At 48.5% G+C, this 24,595-nt stretch carries 19 protein-coding genes; 10 read left to right on the plus strand and 9 right to left on the minus strand.

What is annotated here, in order from left to right; all coding sequences use genetic code 11:
* Positions 1-8 precede the first annotated feature (8 nt).
* Positions 9-1,682, minus strand: a complete 1,674-nt coding sequence (gene ligD / locus F0P94_RS04765) for a non-homologous end-joining DNA ligase (protein WP_150902670.1) — start codon at positions 1,680-1,682, stop codon at positions 9-11.
* A gap of 56 nt (positions 1,683-1,738) precedes the next feature.
* Positions 1,739-2,218 (minus strand): hypothetical protein, encoded by a 480-nt coding sequence (locus tag F0P94_RS04770; protein WP_150902671.1) that lies wholly within the window; start codon positions 2,216-2,218, stop codon positions 1,739-1,741.
* A 300-nt stretch (positions 2,219-2,518) separates the two neighbouring features.
* On the opposite strand from F0P94_RS04770, the gene F0P94_RS04775 reads away from it, so the two are divergent.
* Positions 2,519-2,908 (plus strand): DUF1622 domain-containing protein, encoded by a 390-nt coding sequence (locus F0P94_RS04775; RefSeq protein ID WP_150902672.1) that lies wholly within the window; start codon positions 2,519-2,521, stop codon positions 2,906-2,908.
* A gap of 33 nt (positions 2,909-2,941) precedes the next feature.
* Complete coding sequence (locus F0P94_RS04780) at positions 2,942-3,298, plus strand: SpoIIAA family protein (RefSeq protein WP_150902673.1); 357 nt, start codon at positions 2,942-2,944, stop codon at positions 3,296-3,298.
* 206 nt (positions 3,299-3,504) lie between these two features.
* Here F0P94_RS04780 and F0P94_RS04785 read toward each other — a convergent pair whose 3' ends face one another.
* From F0P94_RS04785 to F0P94_RS04795, 3 genes are all read right to left on the minus strand, one after another.
* On the minus strand, positions 3,505-5,028 hold the full coding sequence (locus F0P94_RS04785; protein WP_150902674.1) for a sigma 54-interacting transcriptional regulator: 1,524 nt from the start codon (positions 5,026-5,028) through the stop codon (positions 3,505-3,507).
* Positions 5,029-5,279: 251 nt separating this feature from the next.
* Complete coding sequence (locus tag F0P94_RS04790; RefSeq protein WP_150902675.1) at positions 5,280-6,380, minus strand: vWA domain-containing protein; 1,101 nt, start codon at positions 6,378-6,380, stop codon at positions 5,280-5,282.
* A 670-nt stretch (positions 6,381-7,050) separates the two neighbouring features.
* On the minus strand, positions 7,051-8,031 hold the full coding sequence (locus F0P94_RS04795; RefSeq protein WP_150902676.1) for an acyl-ACP desaturase: 981 nt from the start codon (positions 8,029-8,031) through the stop codon (positions 7,051-7,053).
* A 179-nt stretch (positions 8,032-8,210) separates the two neighbouring features.
* On the opposite strand from F0P94_RS04795, the gene F0P94_RS04800 reads away from it, so the two are divergent.
* Positions 8,211-9,866, plus strand: a complete 1,656-nt coding sequence (locus tag F0P94_RS04800; RefSeq protein ID WP_150902677.1) for an ArnT family glycosyltransferase — start codon at positions 8,211-8,213, stop codon at positions 9,864-9,866.
* Between the two features lie 9 nt (positions 9,867-9,875).
* The gene (locus tag F0P94_RS04805; protein WP_150902678.1) at positions 9,876-11,525 is read left to right on the plus strand and encodes an ArnT family glycosyltransferase; all 1,650 of its coding nucleotides are present in this window, start codon (positions 9,876-9,878) and stop codon (positions 11,523-11,525) included.
* A gap of 173 nt (positions 11,526-11,698) precedes the next feature.
* Here the strand turns inward: F0P94_RS04805 and F0P94_RS04810 are convergent, their stop codons facing one another.
* The 3 genes from F0P94_RS04810 to F0P94_RS04820 all read right to left on the minus strand — a co-directional run bounded on the left by F0P94_RS04810 (position 11,699) and on the right by F0P94_RS04820 (position 15,101).
* Positions 11,699-12,649 (minus strand): glycosyltransferase, encoded by a 951-nt coding sequence (locus F0P94_RS04810; protein ID WP_150902679.1) that lies wholly within the window; start codon positions 12,647-12,649, stop codon positions 11,699-11,701.
* Positions 12,649-13,902, minus strand: coding sequence for an MATE family efflux transporter (locus F0P94_RS04815; protein ID WP_150902680.1), 1,254 nt, complete (start codon positions 13,900-13,902; stop codon positions 12,649-12,651). The genes F0P94_RS04810 and F0P94_RS04815 overlap by 1 nt, the downstream gene beginning before the upstream one ends.
* Before the next feature lie 233 nt (positions 13,903-14,135).
* Positions 14,136-15,101 carry a GNAT family N-acetyltransferase gene (locus F0P94_RS04820; protein WP_191906918.1) on the minus strand — a complete coding sequence of 322 codons (966 nt, stop codon included), beginning with the start codon at positions 15,099-15,101 and terminating at the stop codon, positions 14,136-14,138.
* A gap of 79 nt (positions 15,102-15,180) precedes the next feature.
* Between F0P94_RS04820 and F0P94_RS04825 the strand changes: the two genes are divergently transcribed.
* Positions 15,181-15,864 carry an IMPACT family protein gene (locus F0P94_RS04825; protein ID WP_394349663.1) on the plus strand — a complete coding sequence of 228 codons (684 nt, stop codon included), beginning with the start codon at positions 15,181-15,183 and terminating at the stop codon, positions 15,862-15,864.
* A 46-nt stretch (positions 15,865-15,910) separates the two neighbouring features.
* Positions 15,911-17,077, plus strand: a complete 1,167-nt coding sequence (corA, locus tag F0P94_RS04830) for a magnesium/cobalt transporter CorA (protein ID WP_150902682.1) — start codon at positions 15,911-15,913, stop codon at positions 17,075-17,077.
* 478 nt (positions 17,078-17,555) lie between these two features.
* On the opposite strand, the gene F0P94_RS04835 is transcribed toward corA, so the two are convergent.
* Positions 17,556-20,282 carry a PQQ-binding-like beta-propeller repeat protein gene (locus tag F0P94_RS04835; RefSeq protein WP_150902683.1) on the minus strand — a complete coding sequence of 909 codons (2,727 nt, stop codon included), beginning with the start codon at positions 20,280-20,282 and terminating at the stop codon, positions 17,556-17,558.
* A gap of 180 nt (positions 20,283-20,462) precedes the next feature.
* On the opposite strand from F0P94_RS04835, the gene F0P94_RS04840 reads away from it, so the two are divergent.
* The 4 genes from F0P94_RS04840 to F0P94_RS04855 all read left to right on the plus strand — a co-directional run bounded on the left by F0P94_RS04840 (position 20,463) and on the right by F0P94_RS04855 (position 24,551).
* Positions 20,463-21,029, plus strand: coding sequence for a hypothetical protein (locus tag F0P94_RS04840; protein WP_150902684.1), 567 nt, complete (start codon positions 20,463-20,465; stop codon positions 21,027-21,029).
* Between the two features lie 20 nt (positions 21,030-21,049).
* Complete coding sequence (locus tag F0P94_RS04845; RefSeq protein WP_191906919.1) at positions 21,050-21,532, plus strand: hypothetical protein; 483 nt, start codon at positions 21,050-21,052, stop codon at positions 21,530-21,532.
* A gap of 337 nt (positions 21,533-21,869) precedes the next feature.
* A complete protein-coding gene (locus F0P94_RS04850; RefSeq protein ID WP_150902686.1) occupies positions 21,870-23,090 on the plus strand; it encodes an OmpP1/FadL family transporter in 1,221 nt (406 codons plus the stop codon).
* 9 nt (positions 23,091-23,099) lie between these two features.
* Positions 23,100-24,551 (plus strand): hypothetical protein, encoded by a 1,452-nt coding sequence (locus F0P94_RS04855; protein WP_150902687.1) that lies wholly within the window; start codon positions 23,100-23,102, stop codon positions 24,549-24,551.
* Positions 24,552-24,595 lie beyond the last annotated feature (44 nt).

The following is a 24,595-nucleotide window of genomic DNA, read 5'->3' on the forward strand; positions in this document are numbered from 1 at the left end:
CGTAGGGCTTAAACCCTACGCTCCTTTTCAGATTTAACGGCAGTCTTCTTACTTTTAGAAGCCTTTTCACTACCACTTTCCGCTTCTTTCTCCTGCACCACTTCCTTCGCCGAAACTTCCCTTTCCCGGTTTACTTCGGTGGCTTTTTTGTCTTCGCGCAAACCTTCGAAAATGGCCTGGCGCACGAGGCCGGCGGAGGTCCATTCGGCGAAGGAAATTTCGCAAACCAGTTCCGGTTTTACCCAGGTAGCCGCACGGCTTACTTTCACTTTTCCGGCAAACGGCGATGCTTCCTGCTCCAATGGCTTCAGTTTTTTAATGAGCATCTCCAGGCTTTCGCGATTGAAGCCGCTGCCACTCTGGCCAATGTATTGCAGTTTCCCGTCTTCGTAAACGCCCAATAATAACGCCCCGATATGAATACGGCTGCCTTTGGGTTCGGTGTAGCCGCCAATCACGACTTCCTGCCGGAGGTGCGTTTTTACTTTGAGCCAATCGTCGGAGCGTTTGCCGTTGAGGTATTTGCTGTCGGCTTTTTTGGCCATAATGCCTTCGGTCTGAAGCTTTTCGGCTTCTTTAAAAAACACGATGCCTTTTTCTACCCGGTGCTCGCTGTAGCGGATCGGGTCGGTATGTTGCAGCAGATTTTCCAGTTTCTTTTTCCGTTCGAGCAAAGGTAAATCCCGCAGGTCTTCGCCGTTCAGGTACAGGATATCGAAAACGTAGTAGTATAAATGTTCGGTAGGCGTGTTCTGGAAATTCTGCAGGTCCTGGAAAATGACGCGGCCGTTTTCGTCCTGCACCACAATTTCGCCGTCCAGAATTACCTGTTCTACTTGCAGCTTTTCCAGGCCTTTTACCAGTTGCGGATATTGCGTTTTAAAAGAATTGCCGCTCCGGGAATAAAGCTCCGTTTTTCCCTTTTCAACTTCGGCAATCGCCCGGAAACCGTCCCATTTATTTTCAAAGATCCAGTCGGGGTGGTCGAAGGGTTTGTCGGTGAGGCGCGCCATCATGGGCACGATGCGGTGCGGCATTTCGGTTTTCTCCGGCTTAGAGGCTTTTGTAGCTTTTTCTGATTTCGGAGCTTCAGCGGCTTTTACGGTTTTGGCCGATGCTTTTTTTTTATTTCCGCCTACGGTTTTGCCAAGGTGTTCTTCCGGATCGTAGGATTCATGCACGGCGAATTCATCGTCCTTTTTCAGCAGCAGCCAGTTGTTTTCGCCGCGGCCATGCATCTTCATTAACGTGAACGTGCCTTGCAGTTTTTCCCCTTCCAGCACGAAATGTATGCGGCCTTTTTGAAGCTCTTCCAGCAGCGTTTTTTCGCCTTCGGGTTCATCCGGAGTTTCGGTATGGTGGTAGGTCCCTTCGTCCCAGATATCTACGTGGCCGGCGCCGTAATTTCCCGCCGGAATGTCGCCCTCAAAAGTGCGGTAGCTGAACGGATGGTCTTCCACTTCCACGGCCAGCCGCTTATCGGCCGGGTTCATACTCGGGCCTTTCGGCACCGCCCAGCTTTTGAGCACGCCCTCCATTTCGAGCCGGAAATCGTAGTGCAAACTCGAGGCATCGTGGCGCTGCACTACAAAGCGCAAGGCGCCTTTGGTACTTTTTCCGTTGGTTTTTGGTTCGGGCGTTTGCTTAAAATCGCGTTTATGGTTGTAGGCTTCGAGGCTCATGCTGACAAAAAAAATGTTCTTTTTGCCATACGTAAAACCGGAAGAACGGTAGCAGCTTATTTCAGCAAATAAATGTAGGCCACGGGCGCGGTACTTTTTACCACGAAGGTAATACCACTTGCTTCGTGCCGGTACGCGCGGGTAGTGGTTTTACTTTTTGCGGTGGGAATCTTACCGTTTTCATCGGGCAAAGCCTGGCAGGTTTTGCGGATCCGGGCGTTCAGGCTTTCGAAATAAGGCCGGCCGGCGCGCTGAAATTGCAGTTCCAGTTCACTTTTTACTTTGAGGGGAAAATGCTCGCTCCGAACCTGCCGGCGGCACAACATGGGGCAAAAGAAAACGCTGGGCTTGCCATTGTTGCTGAAATAATAAACCGGCCGTTCGCAATATTCGGTATACTGCTTATCTACCCGTACATAGCCGTTATTTTCCAGCATATCGAACAGGCAAGTCGGGTACTCGGGCGCATTAAAGCAGGAAATTATCTGGTCGAGTTTCAGGTTCTGGTTCCGGGTTTGCGCCTGAACCCGGAACATAGTGAATAACAGAAAAAAAGAAAACAGTGCCTTAAAAAAAGAGATCTTCATTGGGGAAAAGTATAAGCCGGTGCAAAATTATAAACCAGAAACGCCGGAATTAGTTAAACGGTATGTATTCGGGTAAAAAACTAAATTCTGAAGTAAAAATGATCAGGATCGGTTCGTCTTTACGTTCACCGAAGAAAAGAAGTTAAACCACAAGGCCTTATTATTCCGTTTCAAACGGCAAGAATTTCCCTTCAAAAACGCCTGTTTTTCCCAATAAACAAACCAGGCTGAAGGCCGTAGGTTAATCCTATGGAAGAATTCGTAAAGCTGTTAACCATGTACCTGGCAAGGCTGGTGGAGATCGGCGCGGCGGCTATAATCGGCTTTGCTTCGCTTAAAGCGCTCTACTATTACGCAATCGGCATCTTCCGGCCCGACGGTAACGTTTTCCCGAAAAGTGAGATCCGCTTATCATTGGGCCGTACGCTGGCTTTAGCCCTGGAATTTTTGCTGGGCGCCGACATTCTGAAAACCGCCGTGGCGCCGACCTGGAACGACATTGGCCAACTGGCCGCCATTGCCATTCTGCGAACCGGCCTGAACTATTTCCTGGAACGGGAATTAAGGGACGCCGATAAAAAACGGGAAACCGAAGAGCGGCAGCGTTTACCACCCGATGTCGCTCCCGAAGCCCCCTGAAACGCTATTCTTTTCACCTAAAAACCAAACCCTATGCTGGAATTACTGCCTTCGCCAAAAGAAAACATTGTAGTGCTGAAAGTTAGCGGCAAACTCACCAAAGCCCATTACGACCAGGTAGTTCCCATTCTGGAAACCAAAATAAAGCAGTTCGGGAAACTAAAATTGCACGCCGAGATCGAAAATCTTGAAATCCCTTCTCTGCAAGCTTTATGGCAGGATATTAAGTTCGACGTGAAACATTACAACGATTTCAGCCATATTGCCGTGGTAGGCGAACCCGAATGGCTGGCCGCCATGACCAAACTGGTTTCGCCGCTGGTTCCGGCCGAGATTCGGGTGTTCAAAAAAGAAGAAAGAGCCGATGCGCTGAACTGGCTGGTAGGGTAAAAAACGTTGGCAAACCTACATATTCTATAATGCAGTCATCCTGAGCGCCAGCGAAGGACCTCGTTGGAAGTTAGTAGTATGCTATCTACTAAAAGCCAACGAGGTCCTTCGCTGGCGCTCAGGATGACAGGAAAAAAATGACAGAAAAAAAAAGTTGACAGGTAAAAAAAAGTCCTCCCCTGATTTAGGGGAGGATTTAGGTGGGGTCAATCCTCCTCAAAATCCTCTTTGCCAAAGCTCGGCATCGAGAACATGCTGCTGAACAGATCTTTGAATTGCGTTCCGGCCGTTAATGGATTCCGGCTAAGTTGGGAATGTTCCGCCAGGCCGTGCAGACAAAATTCCATTAAAAACAACTTTGCTTCTGTCGGCTGGTCTTTCTGGTAAAAATCGATCAGGTCGTGCAAGCCAGGTACCGAATTCAGTAGTTTTTTGTATTCTTTATCCGGCACGTCGTGGAGCAGATCGAGTGTATTGCCTTCGCTGAACCAGTCAGTAATAGCCTTGTACACATTCTTGCTTTTGTCTTTCTTCTTTTTCTCTTTATCCGGATCCGGGAAGTAATGAAGGAATTGCGAACGGATAGCTTTGCCCATGAGGTTGTTCGCCACCATGCCGGCTCCCTCCTGCTCGCCTTCATAAACCAGCTCCACTTTGCCGGTTATGGCCGGCACTGCCGCCAGGAAATCAGCAATGCGCACGTGGGTTTGATTTTCGCCGTTTATCAAGGCCCGGCGCTCCGCGGCACTCATCAGATTCTCAAAAGCCGAAATAGTTAACCGCGCCGAAACGCCGGATTTGGCATCTACATACTCGCTCGTGCGCGCTTCAATGGCCACCTGTTCGATGAGGTCGTTTACCAGTTCGTGCGTTTTAACCAGTTGCTTTTGCGGCTCTTTGATTTTAGCTTCCTGCTTGGTGATCTTCTTCCCGATCTCGATATTTTTCGGATAGTGCGTAATGATCTGACTGTCGATGCGGTCTTTCAGGGGTGTAACGATGCTGCCGCGGTTCGTATAATCTTCCGGGTTGGCCGTAAAAACGAACTGAATATCGAGCGGCAAACGCACTTTAAAACCCCGGATCTGAATATCGCCTTCCTGCAGAATGTTGAACAAGGAAACCTGAATTCGCGCCTGAAGATCGGGCAATTCGTTTATCACAAAAATGCCGCGGTGCGAACGTGGGATCAGACCGAAATGAATTACCCGCTCATCGGAATAAGGCAATTTCAACGTAGCCGCTTTTATCGGGTCTGCATCACCAATTAAATCGGCTACAGAAACGTCCGGCGTAGCCAGTTTTTCCGTGTAGCGTTCCGATCGGTGCAGCCAGTTAATGGGCGTTTCATCGCCGTGCCGCTTGATCTGCTCCAACGCATAAACCGATAAGGGCTGCAGCGGATCGTCGTTCAGTTCCGAACCTTCTACTATCGGAATGTACTCATCCAGCAGATCCACCATCATGCGAGCCAGCCGGGTTTTAGCCTGTCCGCGCAAGCCCAGCAGGTTGATGTGGTGCATGCTCAGAATGGCGCGCTGCAGATCGGGCACCACGGTTTCTTCGTAGCCGTAAATACCCGGAAAAACTTCTTCCTTCGCCTGCAGTTTGGCAATTAAATTATCGCGCAATTCCTGCTTTACCGATCGCGGCTCATACCCGGCAGCTTTCAACTGACCAAGCGTTTTTATGTGATGTAGCTCCTTTGCAGGAATGTCTTTATAGTTCATTTTTGAATTGCTGATTGTTAATTGTTGATTGTTAATTGTTTTACTCTTCTCAAACCTTTGCGTCATTCCGAGCGAAGCCGAGGAAACTTATAAAACCATTATTTGGACTTTAACCAAAAAAAAAATCCAAGCCATTTCTCGCTTCGCTGAAATGCCATAGGAGTATGTATAAGTTTCCTCGGCTTCGCTCGGAATGACCCGATATATAGAAATTTGAAATTTTCAAATCTTCAAATTTTCAAATCTTCAAATTAAACCCGCTTCCTCCGGTTCCGCTTGTAATCCTCGAAAACCATATTCCCCAACCCCTGCAAACTGCTGTAATACGCCTGCCCGTTATTTACTTTGGTAAATTCCTCTACAAATTCCTGCAAATACGGATCGGAGGCGATCATGAACGTGGTGATCGGGATTTTGAGGCGGCGGGCCTGGGCAGCTAGGGTCAGGGTTTTGTTTACTACTTTGCGGTCCAGGCCGAAGCTGTTTTTGTAGTATTTGAGGCCTTCTTTTAAGCAGGTTGGTTTGCCGTCGGTAATCATGAAGATCTGCTTGTTCGGGGTTTTGCGTTTGCGAAGCAGGTCCATGGCCAATTCCAGTCCGGCAACCGTATTGGTGTGGTACGGACCTACGTTCAGGTAAGGCAGGTCTTTCACCGTGATCTGCCAGGCATCGTTGCCGAACACAATTATATCGAGCGTGTCTTTCGGGTACTTCTGCTTGATGAGTTCGGCTAAGGCCATGGCTACTTTTTTGGCGGGCGTAATGCGGTCTTCGCCGTAGAGGATCATGGAGTGCGAAATATCGATCATCAGCACCGTGGAAGCATTGGTTTTATGCTCGGTTTCGGTTACTTCCAGGTCTTTTTCAGTAAGAAAGAAATCGGTTCCCAGGCCATGATTTAGCTGAGCGTTTCTTATAGAATCAGTCATCTGGATCTGCTCCAGCGCATCGCCGAACTGGAATTCGCGGCGGTCGGTGCCGGCTTCGTCGCCGAGACCGGAATGCGGGGTGGCGTGGCTGCCTTTGCCGCCTTTTTTCAGCTTGCCGAATATTTCTTCCAGTGCACTCTTGCGGATCTTTTGCTCGCTTTTGGCAGATATTTTTATTTCGCCCGAACCCGGATCTTCGCTTAAATAACCATTGCGTTTCAGGTCTGCCAGAAAATCGCCCATGCCGTATTCGTCGGACGTGAGGCCGTATTGTCTGTCGAGTTCGTTCAGCCATTCCAGGGCCTCGCGCACATCGCCGGAGGTAATGGTTAGGAGCTGCAGGAAAATTTTGAGCAGGCTTTCAAAACCCGGAGCATTGTCTTCGGGCGGTATATAATCGGAAAAACGGTAGTTTGCAGGCATAAAAAACTAAATATATGGCTAGCCGGAAATCTTCAAATCTGCCGGCAGCCTGATTAAATGTACAAAACGTTTACGCATTTGCACCAGATAATAACGTGTGGGAACAGTGAAATGATATGTTTGGCGGAGTTGGGTATTGTATTCAGGTAAGGTGAACCTCCTTCCAACGCCATCAACTTAAAGCAAAAGCGCTCTTCCAGACATCAATGTCTGGAAGCAACCTGCCGGGGACATCTTTGTCCCCGAATGCCTAAATGCGGACACGGATGTCCGCACCAGAATAAGTTTCAGACACAGATGTCTGAAACAGCGTTTATTCTTAATTTCTGTTCTTAAAAAACTACTCCTTTTGAGGCTGTAGCTTCACTGATTTAAAAACTTCAGATTATAAATAGGTCAAAGTTATAAACTTAGACCAGCGATTTTGAGAATGAGACAGCCCTGCTTTGTATTCTATCCTTCTACCTTATTCCGGTGATCTCTCCTATCGTCGAAATGACGAATAATTGATTAAACTGCTAAGAATTCACAACATTAAATGCTTAGCAAGCAACTCTATTTTCCTCAGCCAAATTGGCTTTGAATTACTTTAGCAGAGGCCTTTCAAACAGCGACAAAACAAAAAAGCTCCGGACTTTCATCCGGAGCTTCTCTCATAATTTTCAAGGAATTAACCTTCGATCCAGCGGAATTTATATTGCAGTTCCGGTATGCGCATGCGCTCGGCTACGCGGCGTAAACGGGCTGGTAGCGCCATTACGTAATCGCGGGCTTTTTCGCTGGCGTCGTTCAGGCCGGTCATGTTTTCAATTTTCCAGTCTTTGATCAGGTCTTCCAGAATGTCGGTATAATCGGCGGAAGTGTAAACGCCAATGCGCTGGGCAGCATCGGTAAAGTGGCCGAAGGTCTGGCCGATATTTACACCCAGCTCACGGAGGTAGTGGGCCGGCATTACGATCTTCTTGCGCATCATGTCTTCAAAAGCCATCATCATGCCGTTCGGGTCCACTTCAAAAATTTTCTCAACGAAACCTTTGTAGGCTTTCGCGTGACGGGCTTCGTCGGCGGCAATGTTGCCGCAAAGTTTGGCCAGCATCAGGTCGCCAGATTTTTTAGCCAGAGCGGCTACGCGGCGGTGCGAAATATTGGTGGCTGTTTCCTGGAAAGAGGTATAAACAAAAGCGCGGTAAGGATCGTTGCCGGTTTGCAGGTCGAATCCATCGGCAATTAAATACTGGGTAGAAGCTTCCATTTCGCGCATGTTCACGCGGCCGGAAAGGTATAAATAACGGTTCAGCAGGTCGCCGTGGCGGTTTTCTTCGGCAGTCCAGGCGCGGATCCATTTCATCCAGCCGCTATTCGGGTCGCGGGTCAGGCCGTCGGTGCTCATCAACCAGCTTTCGTACGTAGGCAGCGCCTCTTCCGTAATGGTATCGCCGATTAAAACCGCAACCAGATCGTAAGAAAGTTCTTTAGCCCGTTCGCGTAGCTGCTTTATCTCTTCCAGGAAATTATCGAACCGGGAATCGGGCAGCAGGTCGGCTGGTTGCCAGCTGTCCTCTACCGATTTCAGAAGTGAATCGAAATTATAATCAAGAAAGTTTTCAAGGTAAGTAAGTACTTCTCCGCGCGAAATAGCCGATGCAATCATATTAAATTCAATGTATAAAGGCCAAAGATAAGCAATTTACTCCATATTCCGGGGGTATGTTTCACCTAAACTGCCTTTACTCCCAAATGTTTCATGCTTCTTTAATTTAACAAAAATCAATTCTAAAGAAAACTACAAATGATAGGTTTTGCTTCCGGAAAATTTAAGTTATTTGAGGCATGTTTCTGAAGCCTGTAAACCGGAAATTTTCTACGGATGTACTTTTTAAGCCGGAAGGGTTACTGTTTTTTACGGTAGCTTTTACGCTGGCGTATTTTTTCCTGGCACACGAAGGCTTTTACTTTAACGACGATTACGGATATGCCCGCATGGCCGGAGAAGTGCTGCACGGCAATTTCCAGTTTCAGGACCTGCCTTCTTATCACCGTTTACTGATCTTTGTCCCGACGGCTTTCTTTTATAAATTATTCGGTATCAGTATTTTTACCACTACCTTGTGGACCCTACTCTGCACCTTGGGTTGTTCGTTTTTGATTTATTTTATTTTCCGGAAGGAAGATAAGCAACTCACCTGCTGGGCATTAGTTTTGTTCGGGCTGCAATTCCATACGCTGTTTCTGAGCACTTATCTTTTCCCGGATAATATCCTGATGTTCTTTGCATTGGCGGCCGCCGGAACGCTGTACGTAGCCCGACGCGAGGAACGCAATCCGGTATGGTATGCGGCTTTGTTTGTACTCACCAATTTCGCGGCGCTGCTTTGCAAGGAAACCATTGTCTGGTATCTGCCTTTTTATTTACTGGTAGCCTTTTCCGACTTTTCCCGGAAAAAACATAGCATTTTCTGGTCGGTTTCGACAGGCTTGGGCGCGGCAGTTTTGTTTCTGTATTTGCTTACATACAAGATTCATTTCGGGAGCTTTCTGTACCGGTTTACCATGGTAGAAAACACGAATCTGGTAATGGAAAACAATTTTATTAAAGATGCTAATGCCAGTCTGCTACCGCGCCTTACCTACGCACCGGTCTTGTTTCTAATGGGTGCGGGCTTCTTTTTACCCCTGACTTTTTGTTTCCGGTTTTTCCGCAAAAATGCCTTTTCGGAAATGCAAAAGCTTAGCGGTGAAAGTTTCTGGCTGCTGCTGACCTTATTGGTGCTGTTGCTTTTTTGGTTTGGCAGTACTTCTATGAACTACTACAACCCGATCACGCTGGTGCCACGCATGGCCACGCCGCTTTTTGCTCCGTTGGCCATTGCAGCAGCTTACCAGTTACACCGGTATTTTCAGGAACCCAAAGGTGAACTCTGGTTTATAATTCCCTTAATGACTGCCGCAGTACTTTTGCGTTCTTCCTTGTCGGTGGTTTACGTGGTGCCGGCATTGTATTTCACATTTGCCTGGTGGAGAAGAAAAGCAGGAAGATCTAACAATTCCGCTGTGGCTTTTCTGGTTTTACTCCTCGCGGCATTGGTATTACGGCCGTTGCATTTTATACTGAAGCCTTCGGTTTCCGGCTTTTTTGAACAAGAAAAAATTGTGAAGAACTTTCTGAAAACGGCTCCGGCAAATTCCATCTTATTCACCGACGGCTGGTTTGAAAAAAGTGCGGCCTATTACTTCAATTTTGAGCCTCAGCAAAAAGTGCGGGTATTGAATTACGAAGATTTCAATGGGGTAAATTCATCTTCTGAACAGCCGGTATTTTTGCTGGTGAATGCGAAAACCATCACCAATCCGGACTGGCAGTTCAATCCGCCACAGCCGCGGTTCAATTTACCGGAAGCAGCAATTTATAAGCGATTCCCGAACCGGAAACTGGTAACCGAAAACGGCCCGGTAAAGTTGTATCAGGTTTTTCCGACCAACAGATAACGTTTTACCATGACCAGAGCTTTGCATTTCCTGAACCGTTTATTTGCTTCTCCTGGTTGGGTGCTGCTGTTGGTGGTGGTTTTCAGTCTGGCTTATTTCATTTTTGCGCACGAAGGATTTTACTGGATCGACGATTATGGGTATGCCAAATATGCCTGGCAGGTTGCAGAAGGAACGTTTTCCGTTACCCCTACCATTCACGCCTCCAACCCGCTCACGCACCGCCTCATGACCTTTGCGCCGGTGGCGTTGTTTTACAAGTTTTTCGGCATTAATATCTACACTACCACCCTCTGGCCGCTTTTATGTACACTGGGTTGTTCCGGGCTCATTTATTTTTTATACCGGAAAGAAAATCCGAAGGTAGCCGTTTTCGGAATGATTCTGCTGGGCTTGTATTTCCATACGCTTTTCCTGGCCACTTACCTGTTTTCAGACAACATTCTGATGTTCTTTGCCTTCGCGGCGGTAGCAGTATTGTACAGGTTCCGCTACCAGACAGCCGGGCAAAAACAACTCCTTTATGTCGCCTGGTTTGTGTTGTTCAACTTCCTGGCTTTCCTTACCAAAGAAACCATTATCTACTACCTGCCTTTTTACCTCTTCCTGTTTCTCCAGGACCTTTTTCAAAAGAAGCGTTTAGCGTTCTGGCTCTGGTCGGCCGGGTTGGGAATTCTGGTACTGGCTTTTTACTTTGGGTACTACCATTTCCGGACCGGCGATTTTCTGTACCGGTTCCATGTGATCGAGCAAACCAATACCGCTTACCACGGCGATGCACCTGCACCAACCGATGCTGCCAAACTGTTTTCCCGGCTTACTTCCGCGCCGCTGTTTTTCTTTATCGGTAGCGGGATCATGCTGCCACTAATCTTTGCCCTCGGGCTTTTACCGGGCCTGAAATTCAGAAAATTCAGCCCAATCCTGGAGCCTGCTTATTTCTGGTTTTTACTGACTTTTCTGGTACTTATTCAGTTCTGGTTCGGGAGCACCTCTCTGCAGTTCTACAACCCGATAAGTTTGCTGCCGCGCATGATCACGCATCTTCTGCCACCTCTATGCCTGGCCGGCGCGTTTGGTTTGCAGCAGTTTTTAACCGGAAACCGTAGCGTTTGCGCCCTTTTTGCCTTTTTATTTCTGGTCAGCACTTTTCTGGACCGGAGCAATACGGTTCTGATGTACGCGCCGCTGGCGGTTTTCTTCACCTTCCTGTGGTGGAAAATGCGGAAACCTGGCAAACAACAAAACGCTTATCTGTTTACCGTGCTTATGCTGGCGGCAGTTTTAGGTTTGCGGCCTTTGTATTTTATGTACAAACCTTCGCTGATGTCTTTTCAGGAGGAAAACAAGATCGTAAAGGAATACCTAAACCAGGAATCGGGCCGGAACTTAGTGATCGGTGACCGCTGGCAGAATTTTATGTACGATTTTCATTACGGATTTGAGCGAAACCCGCATTACGAGTACAGGCAATACAAGGAAGCCGGAACGGATTTCAGCCAATATGATAAAGTATATTTATTGGTAAACCGAAGCAACTTATCGAACCCTGATATGGCTAAATGGCAAACCATTCAGGAACCGGAAATAAACCGGCTTTATCCGGAGAAAAAGTTAATAGCACACAAAGGCAAGGTGCTGCTTTATCAAGTAAAATAGAACCAGTTCGTGCATAGCGCCTCTCAATAATTGATATAGCGCAAGCGTCCGCTTGTGCTTGCGTAATTACCTGGTCTGCTAATAGAAAGCACAAGCGGACGCTTGCGCTATAATCTGCAAAAAAAAATTAATCTAATTTAATCCTGAATTTACGCCTTGGTATGATTCGTTTTTCAACCACGAAGGCGAAAATACATTTTCCGGAAAGTGGCAAGCGGCAAAGGTAAAGCTACCAACGCCTGCAACATTTTATATTTTAAAGGCACCGATCCAAGCTCCTGCAACAACGCAAAAAGCTCCTGTGCTGCCTGCCGGTTCTGCCATAAAATTGCCTGCTTCCATTCGTATTTTACCCGCGTAACCAAGGCCTGTTTTTCCGTTTCGTTCTGTACTAATGCTTTGGCTTTCCGGCAAACGGCAATGGTAGAGAAGATCTGTTTATCGTGGGGTTTGTATTGCTGTTGCGACATTTGCGCCGCGTGAATTCTTCTTCTGGTAAGCGGTTTATCGAGGAAATAATACTTGAATGTACGCGCCGACCGTACCCAGAAATCGAAATCTTCATAGGCCAGCGAAGCGTCGTAACCGCCCAGTTTCTCGAATACCGAACGGCGCATCATCATGGTGGGGGTACTGATAAAATGGCGGGCCAGTACGTCGGAAAAAACTTCGCCGGTCGGCGTGGGTTTCAGGGGTTTTCCGGCTTTATCGCGTTTGTAAAAATACCCCAAATGCTTGCCGCTGTCATCAATTAATTCTGTATCGGTATAAATTACGCCGTAGCTGGCATCAAGTTTTTCGAAGGCAGCAACCTGTTCGACTACCCGGTTTGGCATTAAGACATCGTCGGTAGCAAAATCGATGATGAATTCGCCTTTGGATATTTCGAAGGCCCGGTTAAAAGCAGCGCAATTTCCGAGGTTCTTTTCGCTGGGCAGGTATTTTATTTGCGGATGCCTCCGAACGTATTCTTCAATTATGGTGCGGCTGTTATCGGTACTGAAATCATCCACCACTATTATTTCCAGGTTCGGATAGGTTTGGTTCAACACCGAATCCAACGCTTCGCGTAAGAAGCGGGCGTGGTTGTAGCAAAGGCAGATTATGGTTACGAGCGGCTGCATTAAAACAAGTATTTACGGAACCACACGAACAAAAATAACCAGAAAAGCAGGTAACGCCAGAAATGCGCCTGCACCACGCCACTTAGCCCGAAGGTCTGGGTAAACCACCAAACCAGCAAGCCATACAAGGCCGCCGAAACCAGGTTCACGCCGATGTATAATTTCACCTTTTCCTGGGCCATGGTCAGGTAAGCGAGCAACCACGAAGTGAGTTTAAAAAAATCGCCGGTAAGCTGATAAGGGAGTAGTTTGGCAGCCGGCAAAAACTCCGGTTGAAAAAGCAGCAGCAGCACCCATTCCCGGAGGAAATAAAAGAGCAATAGCCCTGCCGAAGCCGCCGCCCCCAGGCCCCAGAAAACCGGCCGGATAAATTCCTTCAGGCTGGCAGGCTGTCCAAGCCGGGCGGCCAGTTGCGGGTAATAAGCCAGCCCGAGCACCGACAAAAAGGCCATGGTGTAATTATCGGAAAGCTTGGCAGCCGCCTGCCAGAAACCGGATTCCTTTACGCCGAAGCTGTTCATCATGTAATCGCGCACCCAGAAATCTACTAGTTTGGAGCTGATCAAAACACTGGCGCCCATGCCTAAAAAAACGAGCAACTGCCGGAAATGCTTTCGTTGGCCGGCTAACTTTAAGATGGCAGCGGAGGTCTTTCGCCAGCGCCATAAACCTAAAATTAAAACCGGTAAGCCCATCCCGACCAGGTAAGCCAGCAGCGTAATGGGTAGCGAATACGAAAAAGCAACGCTAGCCGCCAAAGCCAGCCCTCCTGCTGCCGAACCGATTTGCATGAGTAAATACCAATGCAATTGCTGCTTTGCCTGCCAGACGGTCATTACAAAAAACAGCGCCTGAAGCAGCAAAATACCGGCAAAAAATGCCAGGAACCATCCCGTTTTTTCCGGTTCGCCTAGTCCCGGAATAAAAGGTTCGAAGTACGTTTCGGGCCAAAGCAACAGAAAACTGCTCACCAGAATAAAGATGAGCAGATTCAGCACCAACCCGCTTACCAGGTAACTCCGGAAATTGGCAGTATCCGGCTTTTCCGGCGCAAGGAATCGGATCACGCCTACGTTCACGCCATCGTTGGGCAGGGTGGTAAAAAGCGCGATCAGGTTCTGAAAATGCGCCAGCAGCGTAATGCCCGCAGGGCCATAGGAAAGCGCAACCAGTTTATTAAGCACGAGCGTGCTGCCGGTCCGGAAAACCACCGAAACCGCCGACCAGCCCGTCAACTTTACAAACTTCCACATGCGCTGCCTTTCAGATGAGCCTGCAAAATACGGATTACCGCCGCATCGGCAAGATTCCGGTTTAAAAACGCTACTTTTTTAACGAAAAAAACCAACCGGTTAAGAGATAGAAATGAACAGCTAGTACACTGTCAATTTAATTTATAGCATTTGCTTGACGGAATTTGTAATTCCGTCTTAACCGAGCCGTGGGATTTGTAATCCCACTTTCTGAAAATCAACTTGACTATGTACTAACTTCGATAAATAAAGGAGAGCTTTAAAGAAGGTTGCCCGCCAAGGTGCTTTTTAAAATTCATCAGCGGAAAGTTCGGGCCTTCCGGCAAGGCCGAAGTACCCAGGTCTAAAATCCCGAAACCTCCTTTTTGGCAAACGCCATACAAACCTTCCACCAGCATTACGGCCGGGCTGAAGTGATTGAAACGCAAGGGACTGGCCGGGTAAAAATTATACAGCACGTCTTTGTTTATCCGCACGACAACGGTACAGGCAGCCAGTTCCCCTTCCGGCGTTCGCACCGAAAACAGGCTGAACGCTGCCGAAAACTGCCTGAAAAGAGCCTCCAATGCCTCGAACGATAGCGATAAATCGTGGCCTTTTTCCTCGCGGCAACTTTTAATAAAAGCGTAAGCATCCGGTAAAAACCCGGCATTTTCTTCCTGAAATTCAAACCCGGCCTGCCGGCATTTCTCCAGTCGCCGCCGGGCGGCATCAAAAGCCTGCTCCGCAAATGGAAATTCCGAAACGGGTATATGATGATTTACTTCCGAAGCTGAAACCTGAAAGCCTAAATTTAAAAACGTATTCGTTATCAAAGCAGCTTCGGCCGGCGCATATCCAACCGGAGCGGTTTTTAACCGGATTTCCGTACCATTTCCGGATGCTTTCAGCGTGTTTTGGACTTGCTTCAGGAAATCAAAAAGCACCTCCGGCGGAAGATCAGGGGCAATCTGCAAACCTCCGAAAGGCGCCCGGCCGGGACTGTAAATCCGGTTATCCGAAGCCTGAAAAACCGGAAAATGGGCTGCAATGATATTTGTCTTTTGGTCGAGTAACTGAAAAACCCGTAAGGTATCTTCGCTTTGGGTAAGCAGGTGATCGGGGCTTAAAAAAAGGTAGGGATCGAAGGCAAAAGGTTGCGGCAGGCCGGCAACGGTTTCGCTGCATTCGTAACGGGAGTTCCGCAAAAGGCTAGGCATACGGGCTGAAAAAGTAAAAGTCCTTTCCGGAACGGTCGGCCGGCGGCAGCGAAAATAATTATAAATTTGCAGAAACCGCTTGCCTGCCGCACTTTCGGCACCAAAGGCAACGCGCGAATGCAAACAAACTGCCGTGCAAACTCCCGAAAACCCCATTTCCGATACGTACCAGACCCTGGTGGCTCCCGCCGAAGGCCTCTACAAAGAAAAAGGCAGCAAGTTCATTGCCTTAGCCTACCCGGTCCGGAACGAAGAAGAAATAAAGGAAACCTTAGCCCAGGTCCGGAAAACGTATTTCGATGCCCGCCACCATTGCTATGCGTATTTGCTGGGCGCGGCTAAAAAAGTGTACCGGGCCAACGACGACGGCGAGCCCAACCACTCGGCTGGCGACCCGATTCTGGGGCAGATCCGTTCTTCCGGTTTAAGCAACGTGCTGGTTATTGTAGTGCGGTATTTCGGCGGCACCAAACTGGGCGTGGGAGGTTTGATTCACGCGTATAAAACCGCTACGGCCGATGCCCTGGCCAGCGCGCCGGTAATAGAAAAGCACGAAACTTCCGTAATAAAATTGGAATTTGAATATGCCCAGATGAATGACGTAATGAGTCTGGTAAAAGAACTGAACCTGGCCGTACTGAACCAGAAATTTGAACTTGCCTGTGAAATGGAACTCGAGATCCGGAACCAAATGCTGGAGCAGGCCCTAACTCGGTTCCGTAAAATTGACGGCGTTACGGCCACAACCGAAACGCTTTTGTAACGAAACCGCCGGAAAAACGCTATCTTCTGAAGGAAAAAACGGAAAAATGTTTAAAACGCATAGAGGTAATTCGCATAAACACGCGCCGGTAGGCTGGAAAAAGCCCCGCATTCTGCAACAGAACAAGCTCGAAACAAAAGTCGGCCGCAAGCCCGGCTACCTGTACGTGGCGGAAAATGCCCTGCCCACCCGCCTGTTCCTGCTTTCCTTCGACGAAACCGAATTACACGAGATCGAATTTCAGCATTACGAAGAACTGGCGGTTTACGTACAAATGCGGCCGCACCAGCGCCACTGGATAGACGTGCGCGGCTACCAGAACCTGGAAGTACTGGAGGCTATTTCCCGCGATTTCAACATCCACCCGCTGCAGCTCGAAGACGTGATTAACGATTACCAGCGGCCCAAGGTGGAAGAAGAAAACGGCTCGTTGTTTATTGTTTCGCGCATGGTAACTTTCACCGCCGACCACCTGATAGACGACGACCAGCTCAGCATTTTTACCGGCCCCAACTACGTAATAACCTTCCAGAGCGACCACAACGATTGCCTCGATCCGCTCCGCGAACGCATCCGCGCCGGCAAAGGCATTATCCGCAAAAAACCGCCCATGTACATGGCCTACGCCATTATGGATGTGGTGCTCGATCATTATTTCCCGGTACTTTCCCAGCTCAGCGATTATCTGGACAGCCTGGAAGACTGCCTTTTTCAGACGCCGGGCAAAGAAGTACTGAGCAGCATTTTATCCATAAAGCGGGAAATTGTAAAGATGCGCCGCATCATGTGGCCCGAGCGCGATAAAATAAACGAGATCCTGCGGTCGCCGGCCGAAATTATTCCCGAAGACCTGAAAATCTACTTTAAAGATACCTACGACCACACGGTTCATATTATAGACCTGATCGAAAACTACAAGGAAACCTCCGGCAGCTTAATTGAACTCTACCTTTCCAACGTAAGCAACCGCATGAACGAGATCATGAAAGTGCTAACCGTTATTTCCAGCATCTTCATTCCGCTCAGCTTTATTGTAGGCCTATACGGCATGAACTTCTCCCGCGAAAACCCGGAAACCGGCGGCGTAAACCAATACAACATGCCCGAACTTTACAACCCCTACGGCTATATTACGCTGGTTGTAGTCATGGTTACGCTGGTTACGCTGCAGCTTATCTTCTTTTACCGGAAGGGCTGGCTGAGTAAGTTCTAGGCATATTTCATAAATACTGCTGTCATCCTGATTAGGGAAAATTTTGTATGAAATTCTTCAAAGGAATATGACAACAAAAGTTGGTTACCAGTGGTGGTGCCGTCTGCTAAGTGTCATCCTGAGCGATAGCAAAGGACCTCGTTGGCTTTCTATAGACAACCTCACTACAAGGAGCCGACGAGGTCCTTCGCTATCGCTCAGGATGACAGATGTTTATTAGCCAGCTTCTTGCTAAATGCTAATCCTAACGTTATTCGATAATTCCCCTCCTCGGAGGGGTTAGGGTGGGTAAAAAGTTGGGGCTGCCTAAAAGAAAAAGAAAAGAATGAGTTGGTATGCAGCTGAAAACAGTTTCGTCCATTTCCCGGTAAGGTTTAACCCCCCCCTAACCCTCCGAGGAGAGGAATTGATTGCCTAAGTCATTTCCTTCCTATTTAGAATACTAACCGCAAGCCGAAGACTGCAGCCATTACCAAACCTACCGCTTAATGGAGATCTTTTTCAGCTCGCGGCCATATACCTTGTAAAGCTGGTATTGATCCGTAGGCTCGTTGTAGAACAGGCTTACCGGCATCCGGTTTTCAATTACCAGGTTGCCGATCGGTTTGGCTTTGCCATCGAAGAGGTAGGTTTTTGCGGGACCGGTTTCGGTAATAACGTACACAATGCGCTCGCCGCCGAAAAGGAAGTACTGCACAATTTTAGGCGAGGAGGTAAAGAAATTCCGTTCCAGCAATAGGCGGTATTCCGGGTTAAGTAACGTTACCCGGCCCTGGCTTTGCCGCGCGATCAGGAACGATTTTTTATGGCTTTCCGGAATTAACGTAAACCGGGCGTATCGGTCCGGCCGCACCAGCTGGTGCCTTTTGGTAATTTCCCCGGACAGGTTAAACGTAATAACTTCGCCGCGCACGGTAACCAGCGTAAATTCCGACTTCCGTAAATTAACGCCCGCTTTCCCGAAAGCACCCGAATTGATCGGCCCGCCCACGCTGAACGGGAAACCCGGGTAAGGCTCCCCTTCTTCGTTCAACGCATATACGTAACCATTCTCCAGCACCGCCAGCACTACGTTTTTAGCGCCCACCCGAACCAGTTGCGGCTCGGCTGCCAGCCTTGCTTCCAGTTTAACCGGCTGCCATCCAGGCTGCAGATCGCCGGCTTCGTCAAACAGATAAAGATTTCCCAGGTCATCGTCTACCAGCAGCCGGTGGTCGCCGTGGTTATCCCAGTCCACTACCGTTAACCGCTGGATCTGCACGCTGTCCGGAAGGTAATAGGGAAAGTTTGCTACTTCCTTGCCCGAACGGTCGAGGCAATGGATCTTATTTTCGGTAGCAAACAGGTATTTGGTTTTTCCGTCGGAACCGAACGTAGCCTGAATTACTTCCCCGGCCAAGGCTTGCTGCAACGAATCGGACCAGGTTATTTTCCCGTCTGCATTTACGTTGTGCAAAACCAGGCTGGAGTCCTGCACCACCATTTCCAGGCTCCGGTTTAGCGGGTTGCGCACCGGAAATGGCCCCCGGATCACTTTGCTCCGGAAAGCTACGCTTTTCTCAATTTCAAAAGTATCGGCTTTCTGATCTTCAATGGCCAGGGCATCCTGCTGCCGGAGTAAAATACTGGTATAATATTGCTTATCTACGGCGCTGAATTGCAGGGAAAACTGGTTGAAATCGGTTATCAGGTCTTCGTTGCGGAGCAGGCTGGTCCTTTTATCGGGAGCTACGTACCGGTTCAGCATATTCCAGGCGTTCTCCGAATTCACGTAAAGGCTGAAGTTGGTTTCGTGCTGGGTTTCTTCCAGAAAAGCTTTTTGCGCCACCGATTTTGACCAAACGTTTTCTGCATCAATGTCGGCAATTAAACTCCGGAGCGTAACCACATCGTCGGCAAAGAACACGTAATTTTCTACCTGCACAAAGTAGGTCTGCTCAAAACCGGAGAACAATTTCCCGAACAGTTTCCTCGGCAGCTCCGGCTCAGGTATCATCCGGATGGTGTAGCGGCCTTTCTGTTCTTTGTAGGGAATGGTTCCGGCCTCCTGGTTCTGTACCGATACCATGTGGTTTAACAGCGCCAGGGCTTTTAGCGGGGCAGCTAATTGGGCAACCGCCACTTTTTCCGGCGAAGCAGCCGGGTTGTACGTTTGCAGGTAACCCAGCGCCAGTTCGCCGCCGAAGAAATTAGCCAGGCTATCGGTCAGGGCTGACATCGGGGTGTTCAATTCCGGCCCCGGATTATTGAACTGGCGCATCCGGCTGGTCTGGTCGAGGCCGAAGTGCAGCAATACGGCCATCCGGTTAGGAATAAACTGCTGCATTAAAAACTGCTTTGGCTTCTGGCCGGCTATGTGCTCGTGAAAGGTTCCATGCAGGTCTTCCGGGTTCGAAAATCCGTTGAGGAAGAGCTTGTTGTTTTCGAGCTTGAATTCCAGCATGCTGTTGCGGCAAAGCCCCGAAAGGTACTCGATGGCCGGCTGCAGTTCCGGCTTAAAGAACAGGCGGAGAAAAGGCGGCAGGTTGCGGTAGTTTATAAAAACGTTGGCGTATACTTTTTCCTGGTTCAGGTAATTGATATTCTTAAAACCTGCCTTTACCGACGCTAACTGCTGCCTTTTTATGCGCCGGATAATGCTTTCCAGCAACACCGGCGATTGACTGATGACCAGGTTATTCCGGTAGGAAAAATAAGAAATAACCCCGGCGTTGTTCAGGTTCTTTAATTCGGTAACCTGAATACCCTGATAGGTGTGGGAACTGTGCTGGAAAACCTTATTCTTTTCCAGGTTCTCGACCAGCGTGCGGACGTAGCGGTGCTCTTTAACAGTACTGATCGGCAGGTAAAAAACCAGGTCGTAATCGGTTTTGCTTACCACGTGCGCCGAAGTAAGCATGGTTTTGGGGCCTAAAAACCGGAAGAGGTCGCCTTTCCGGCCACCAATGCTATCTACCAGCGCCAGGTTGTCTTCCAGGCGCCGCAAATACGTTACCTCCGAAAGCGACTCCCAGACCTGGGTGCGCTTCAGGCGGTCTATGAACTGGGTATGGTTCCCCGATTCGATCACGAAAACGGCGTCATCGGGCACCAGCGTCCACAGATCTACTTTTTCGCGGGCTTCTTCCCATTTGCTGTAGCCATAATAACCCAGCCCGGCCAGAAGCAGCAATACCCCAAAATAAAATATAAATCTCTTCGGCATTCGCAAAAGGTAAGCAGCAAAAATAGCTAAAATTTCCGCCTTGCAAAGGCTTTAACGTTCCAGAAGCTTTTAAACACTTTACCAACAAGGGCTTAACCTGGAAATGCTATAATTTCTTAGCTTAAAAATATTGCCAAAGCAGGGTTTTCTCCTTAACTTTAAAAGTTAATTTCAGAATGAATGAAAAAGCAACGACCAATTTGGGCAATCTTATTGCTGCTTACCAGCAGTTGCTTTAACCTGCGCGATCCGGAAACCCCCAAACCCGAAACCGTAAGCGAGTGGACCTCCCCCACCCAGCCTGAAATTCTGATTGGCAATTTCAGCAATGCGGTGCGCAGCCTGAACGTTTCGGTTTACGATCGCTGCTTTACCTCAAGTTTCCGTTTTTTACCGGACCCGGCCACCCAGGGAGCCAGTACCTTTTTGTTTCAGAACTGGTCGGTGCCGGAAGAGCGCGATTATTTTAATGGGCTGAAAAACAAAAGTGCCGGCAATGCAAGGAATGTACTGGAACTTACCAAAACCCGGGAAAACTTCTTCACCCCCGATTCGTTGGAGCAGTTCTATAAATACAAATTGCAAACTTCCCAGACCGATACAGCCCTGCAGAGCCACAACTTTACCGGCCAGATGCGCCTGATCCTCACCCGCCGGAATACCGAATGGAAAATTGCCCGCTGGGAAGACAGCCGGGAAAACCAAACATGCTGGAGCGACTTAAAAAAATATTGCATCGCCCGTTAATATCAGCCGTTCTGCTGGTATTGGCCGCAACCTGCTGGGGTTGCAACCCCTTCGCGCCCGGCCTCGACGATGCGGTAAGCGACCCGAACAAACTACTCGGTGACCGCACCCAAATAGACGGCTTTTTCGATTGGTTCCGGAGTGCTTACCAGTTGCGCGATTCCACCTTGTATGGCCAGATCGTAGCCCCGGGTTTTACCTTCACGTATTTCGATTTCAGCAACAACACCGAAGTAAAATGGACCCGCGACGTAGAAATGGCTGCCACCCATAAGCTTTTCCGCAACGTGCGCTCCACCACCCTGCAATGGAACCAGTACATTGTGGCCGACACCGCCTTATCCGACACCATGGCCGTGGTAGAGCGGGCTTTTAACCTAAGCATTAACCAGGACGATGCCACCGTTTACCAGGGAGTAGGCTCGGCCCGGCTGGTATTGGTGCGCAAACGAAAAGGCGATCCCTGGAAAATGCGTTCCTGGTACGACAAAAGCGATTTCTGACATTTTCATACCTGAAACATATCGTTTTGCTGACCTGTAAAGTCACCTGTAAAATTTTTTCTTAGAAACGCGTTACCCTTGGTATCAGCATTTTCCTTTCAGGAAAATAGCATCCTGAAATAAAGTGAGCCACCCAATAAAAAGGCAATTCCCCCGATAAACTTTAGTTTCTCAAAATGAAACGTTTACCCATTTCAAATTGTACTCCGGGAAACTTTTAGTCCGAGTTTATAAACCTGAAAATTTAAAGGAAAAATAATAATTTATATCCTGATTTGTACCGGGACTTCGGCCGCCGTTTTGTAACTTTGCACCAAATTGCGTTTATTAAAAACACATGAAAAAAATTCTATTAGCAGTTTACCTGGCTTCGGCAGCCTTTCTGGTTCAGGCCGGCGGCTTTCAGGTAAACACCCAAGGGCAAAAAGCGCTTGGTATGGGCGGGGCTTTCACAGCTTATAACAAAGATGCTTCTGCGGCTTACTTTAACCCGGGCGCCATGGCCATGCTGGATTCGGGTCGGTACTTAAGCGTGGGATCTACTTTACTGATGCCGAGAACCAAATTCTTAAGCAACAGAACCAATGCGGTTACCGAAATGGAAGGCCAGAATTTCTTCCCTTCTTACCTGTATGTGGCTGTGCCCTTAAACGAGAAAATAAGCGTGGGACTGAGCGTAAACAGCCCGTTCGGCTTAGGCACCAAATGGGACGACAACTGGGAAGGCAACGCGGTTACGCAGGAAGCAAACCTGAAAACCTTTTATGTGCAGCCTACGGTTTCCTACCGCTTTACCCAAAATTTCAGCTTTGGAGCCGGTTTGGTTTACGCCTATGGCGACGTTCTGGTGCGCCGGCGCATCGGGGAATTTAACAGCGATGTAAAACTTACCGGACAAGCATCAGGATTTGGTTATAATGCCGGTATTTTCGGAAAGGTGAAAGACGAGGTTTTCTTCGGAATTACCTACCGTTCCGGCGTAAAATTCAACCTCGACAAAGGACAGGCCACTTTCACCAACGTTCCTGCTTCTTTAAGCGAGCGGTTCCCGAACCAGAACTTTAAATCGGAGCTGGAGCTGCCTTCTACCCTTTCGGTAGGTTTCTCGAACCGCATTAACAGCAAAACGGTACTCTCCTTCGAATTTAACCTGACCGGCTGGTCGAGCTACGATTCCCTGAACTTCAACTTCGAAAACCAGGCTACGCCGGACTCCCGTTCCGGCCGCCGTTACGAAGATGCCATGTCTTTCCGTGTAGGCTCCGAATACACCCCGAACGGTAAATTTGCTTTCCGGGCCGGTGCTTTTTATGACGAAACCCCGGTGCGTGACGAATATATTTCCCCTGACCTGCCGGACGGCGGCCGCTTAGGTTTAACCGCCGGCGCCAGCTACCGGATCTCGGAACGTTTTGAGCTGGACGCTGCCTACGTATTCGAAAAAGTAAGCGAGCGCCGTGCTACTACAGATATTTCGAAGGTAGATATTTCCAGCATTGCCGGTACGTACCGCACGCTTGTAAATGGTATTGGTCTGGGTTTAAATTATAAATTTTAATTCCTGTATATGAAACGCATTTTATACTTACTTACAGGTATTGCATTAACTGGTCTGGTTAATGCCTGCAAACCGGACCTGGAAGCTCCTGCCGCTTCGGCTGGCGACGCAAAGCTGGACTTCAGCAAATACGCGGCTTTTGGCGACTACCACACGGCCGGTTATATGAACGGCGGCGTAAGCCGGGAAAGCCAGCAATACGCTTATCCGAATATCCTGGCCCAGCAATTTGCCCTTATTGGCGGTCCAACCCAGTTCAACCAGCCTTATTTTAATTCCCCTACCCCATCGGTAATGGAATTGAAAGGATTCGAAAATGGCCAGCCAGTAATAACGGGCGGCGAGGAAATGATGAAATTCATTTACTCGGGCTGCAACCCTTCCACCCAGCTTGGCCCGTATGAGCGCTACAGCAACAGCAACGAAGAAACGAATGCTTTGCAAAACTTCGGAGTTCCGGGTTTAAAGATCAATCAGTTTAAACAAACCAGCTTAAACGCAGGCAACCCTTTTTACCAGCGTTTACTGGCACCAAGCGATAATAGCACTTACCAGGCAATTGCTGCCAGGTCGAATCCTACTTTTTTCACCCTTTGGGTAGGGATCAGCGACATTATCAGCTACGCATCAAGCGGTGGAACCTGTGGCAACATCAACCAGCTTCATGAAACAACTTACAAGAACGAAGTAGCAGGTTTATTAGACTCCTTAAGCCGGATCAGAAAACAGGAAAACAACAAATTTGCAAGTACCCGACCTGGCGTAATCCTTAATCTGCCCTCGGTAAAACAATTTGCTTTCGCGCGCCTTGTGCCGGACCCAACCATATTACAAAAGAAGATCCAGCAGGAAAATAATAACAGCGAAATATTTATCTGGGTTGATAAAAAAAGAACGCCCTTTGTAGGAGTACGCGACGTAGTAAAGATCAGCTTCGATGATGTTTTACTGGCTAAAGGCCTGAAAAACCTGAACCGCCGGGACCCGGCTTTAGATACACGAAACGTGAATGGCGTTGATGTTATTGTTCCTCATGGCCTCAGCGAGTTAAATCCGCTGACGAATGAAGAGGTCCTGGATGCTACTGAGGTAGGTGAGCTTGATACCAGAACCAGTAAAATAAACACCAATATTAAGGAGTTACTCTATAATACGGTTGTACCAGCCGCCAACCCAACCGCTTACAGCAAAAAAGTAATTATTGCAGATGTAAAAGGGTTATTCGATCAGTTACAACGAGGCATCAATTACAATGGCACGAAGTTCAGCCTGGATCCTATAACCGGTGGCTTTTATTCTCTAGATAATTTTTCCTTAACTCCAAGAGGACAGGCCTTGGTTGCCAACTGCATTATTCAGGCCCTTAACAGTCCCGTAGTTACAAATCCGGACGCAACCGGCTTCGGCACCAAGATTCCGGAAGTAAATGTAAACGCTTACCCTGCTTTCAAATTACCATAAGCAGCACCGCTGAAAGATCCCATAAATGTAAAAAGCCGGTTTTA

This window comes from Adhaeribacter soli, from assembly GCF_008727925.1.
Taxonomy (GTDB): Bacteria; Bacteroidota; Bacteroidia; order Cytophagales; family Hymenobacteraceae; genus Adhaeribacter_A; species Adhaeribacter_A soli.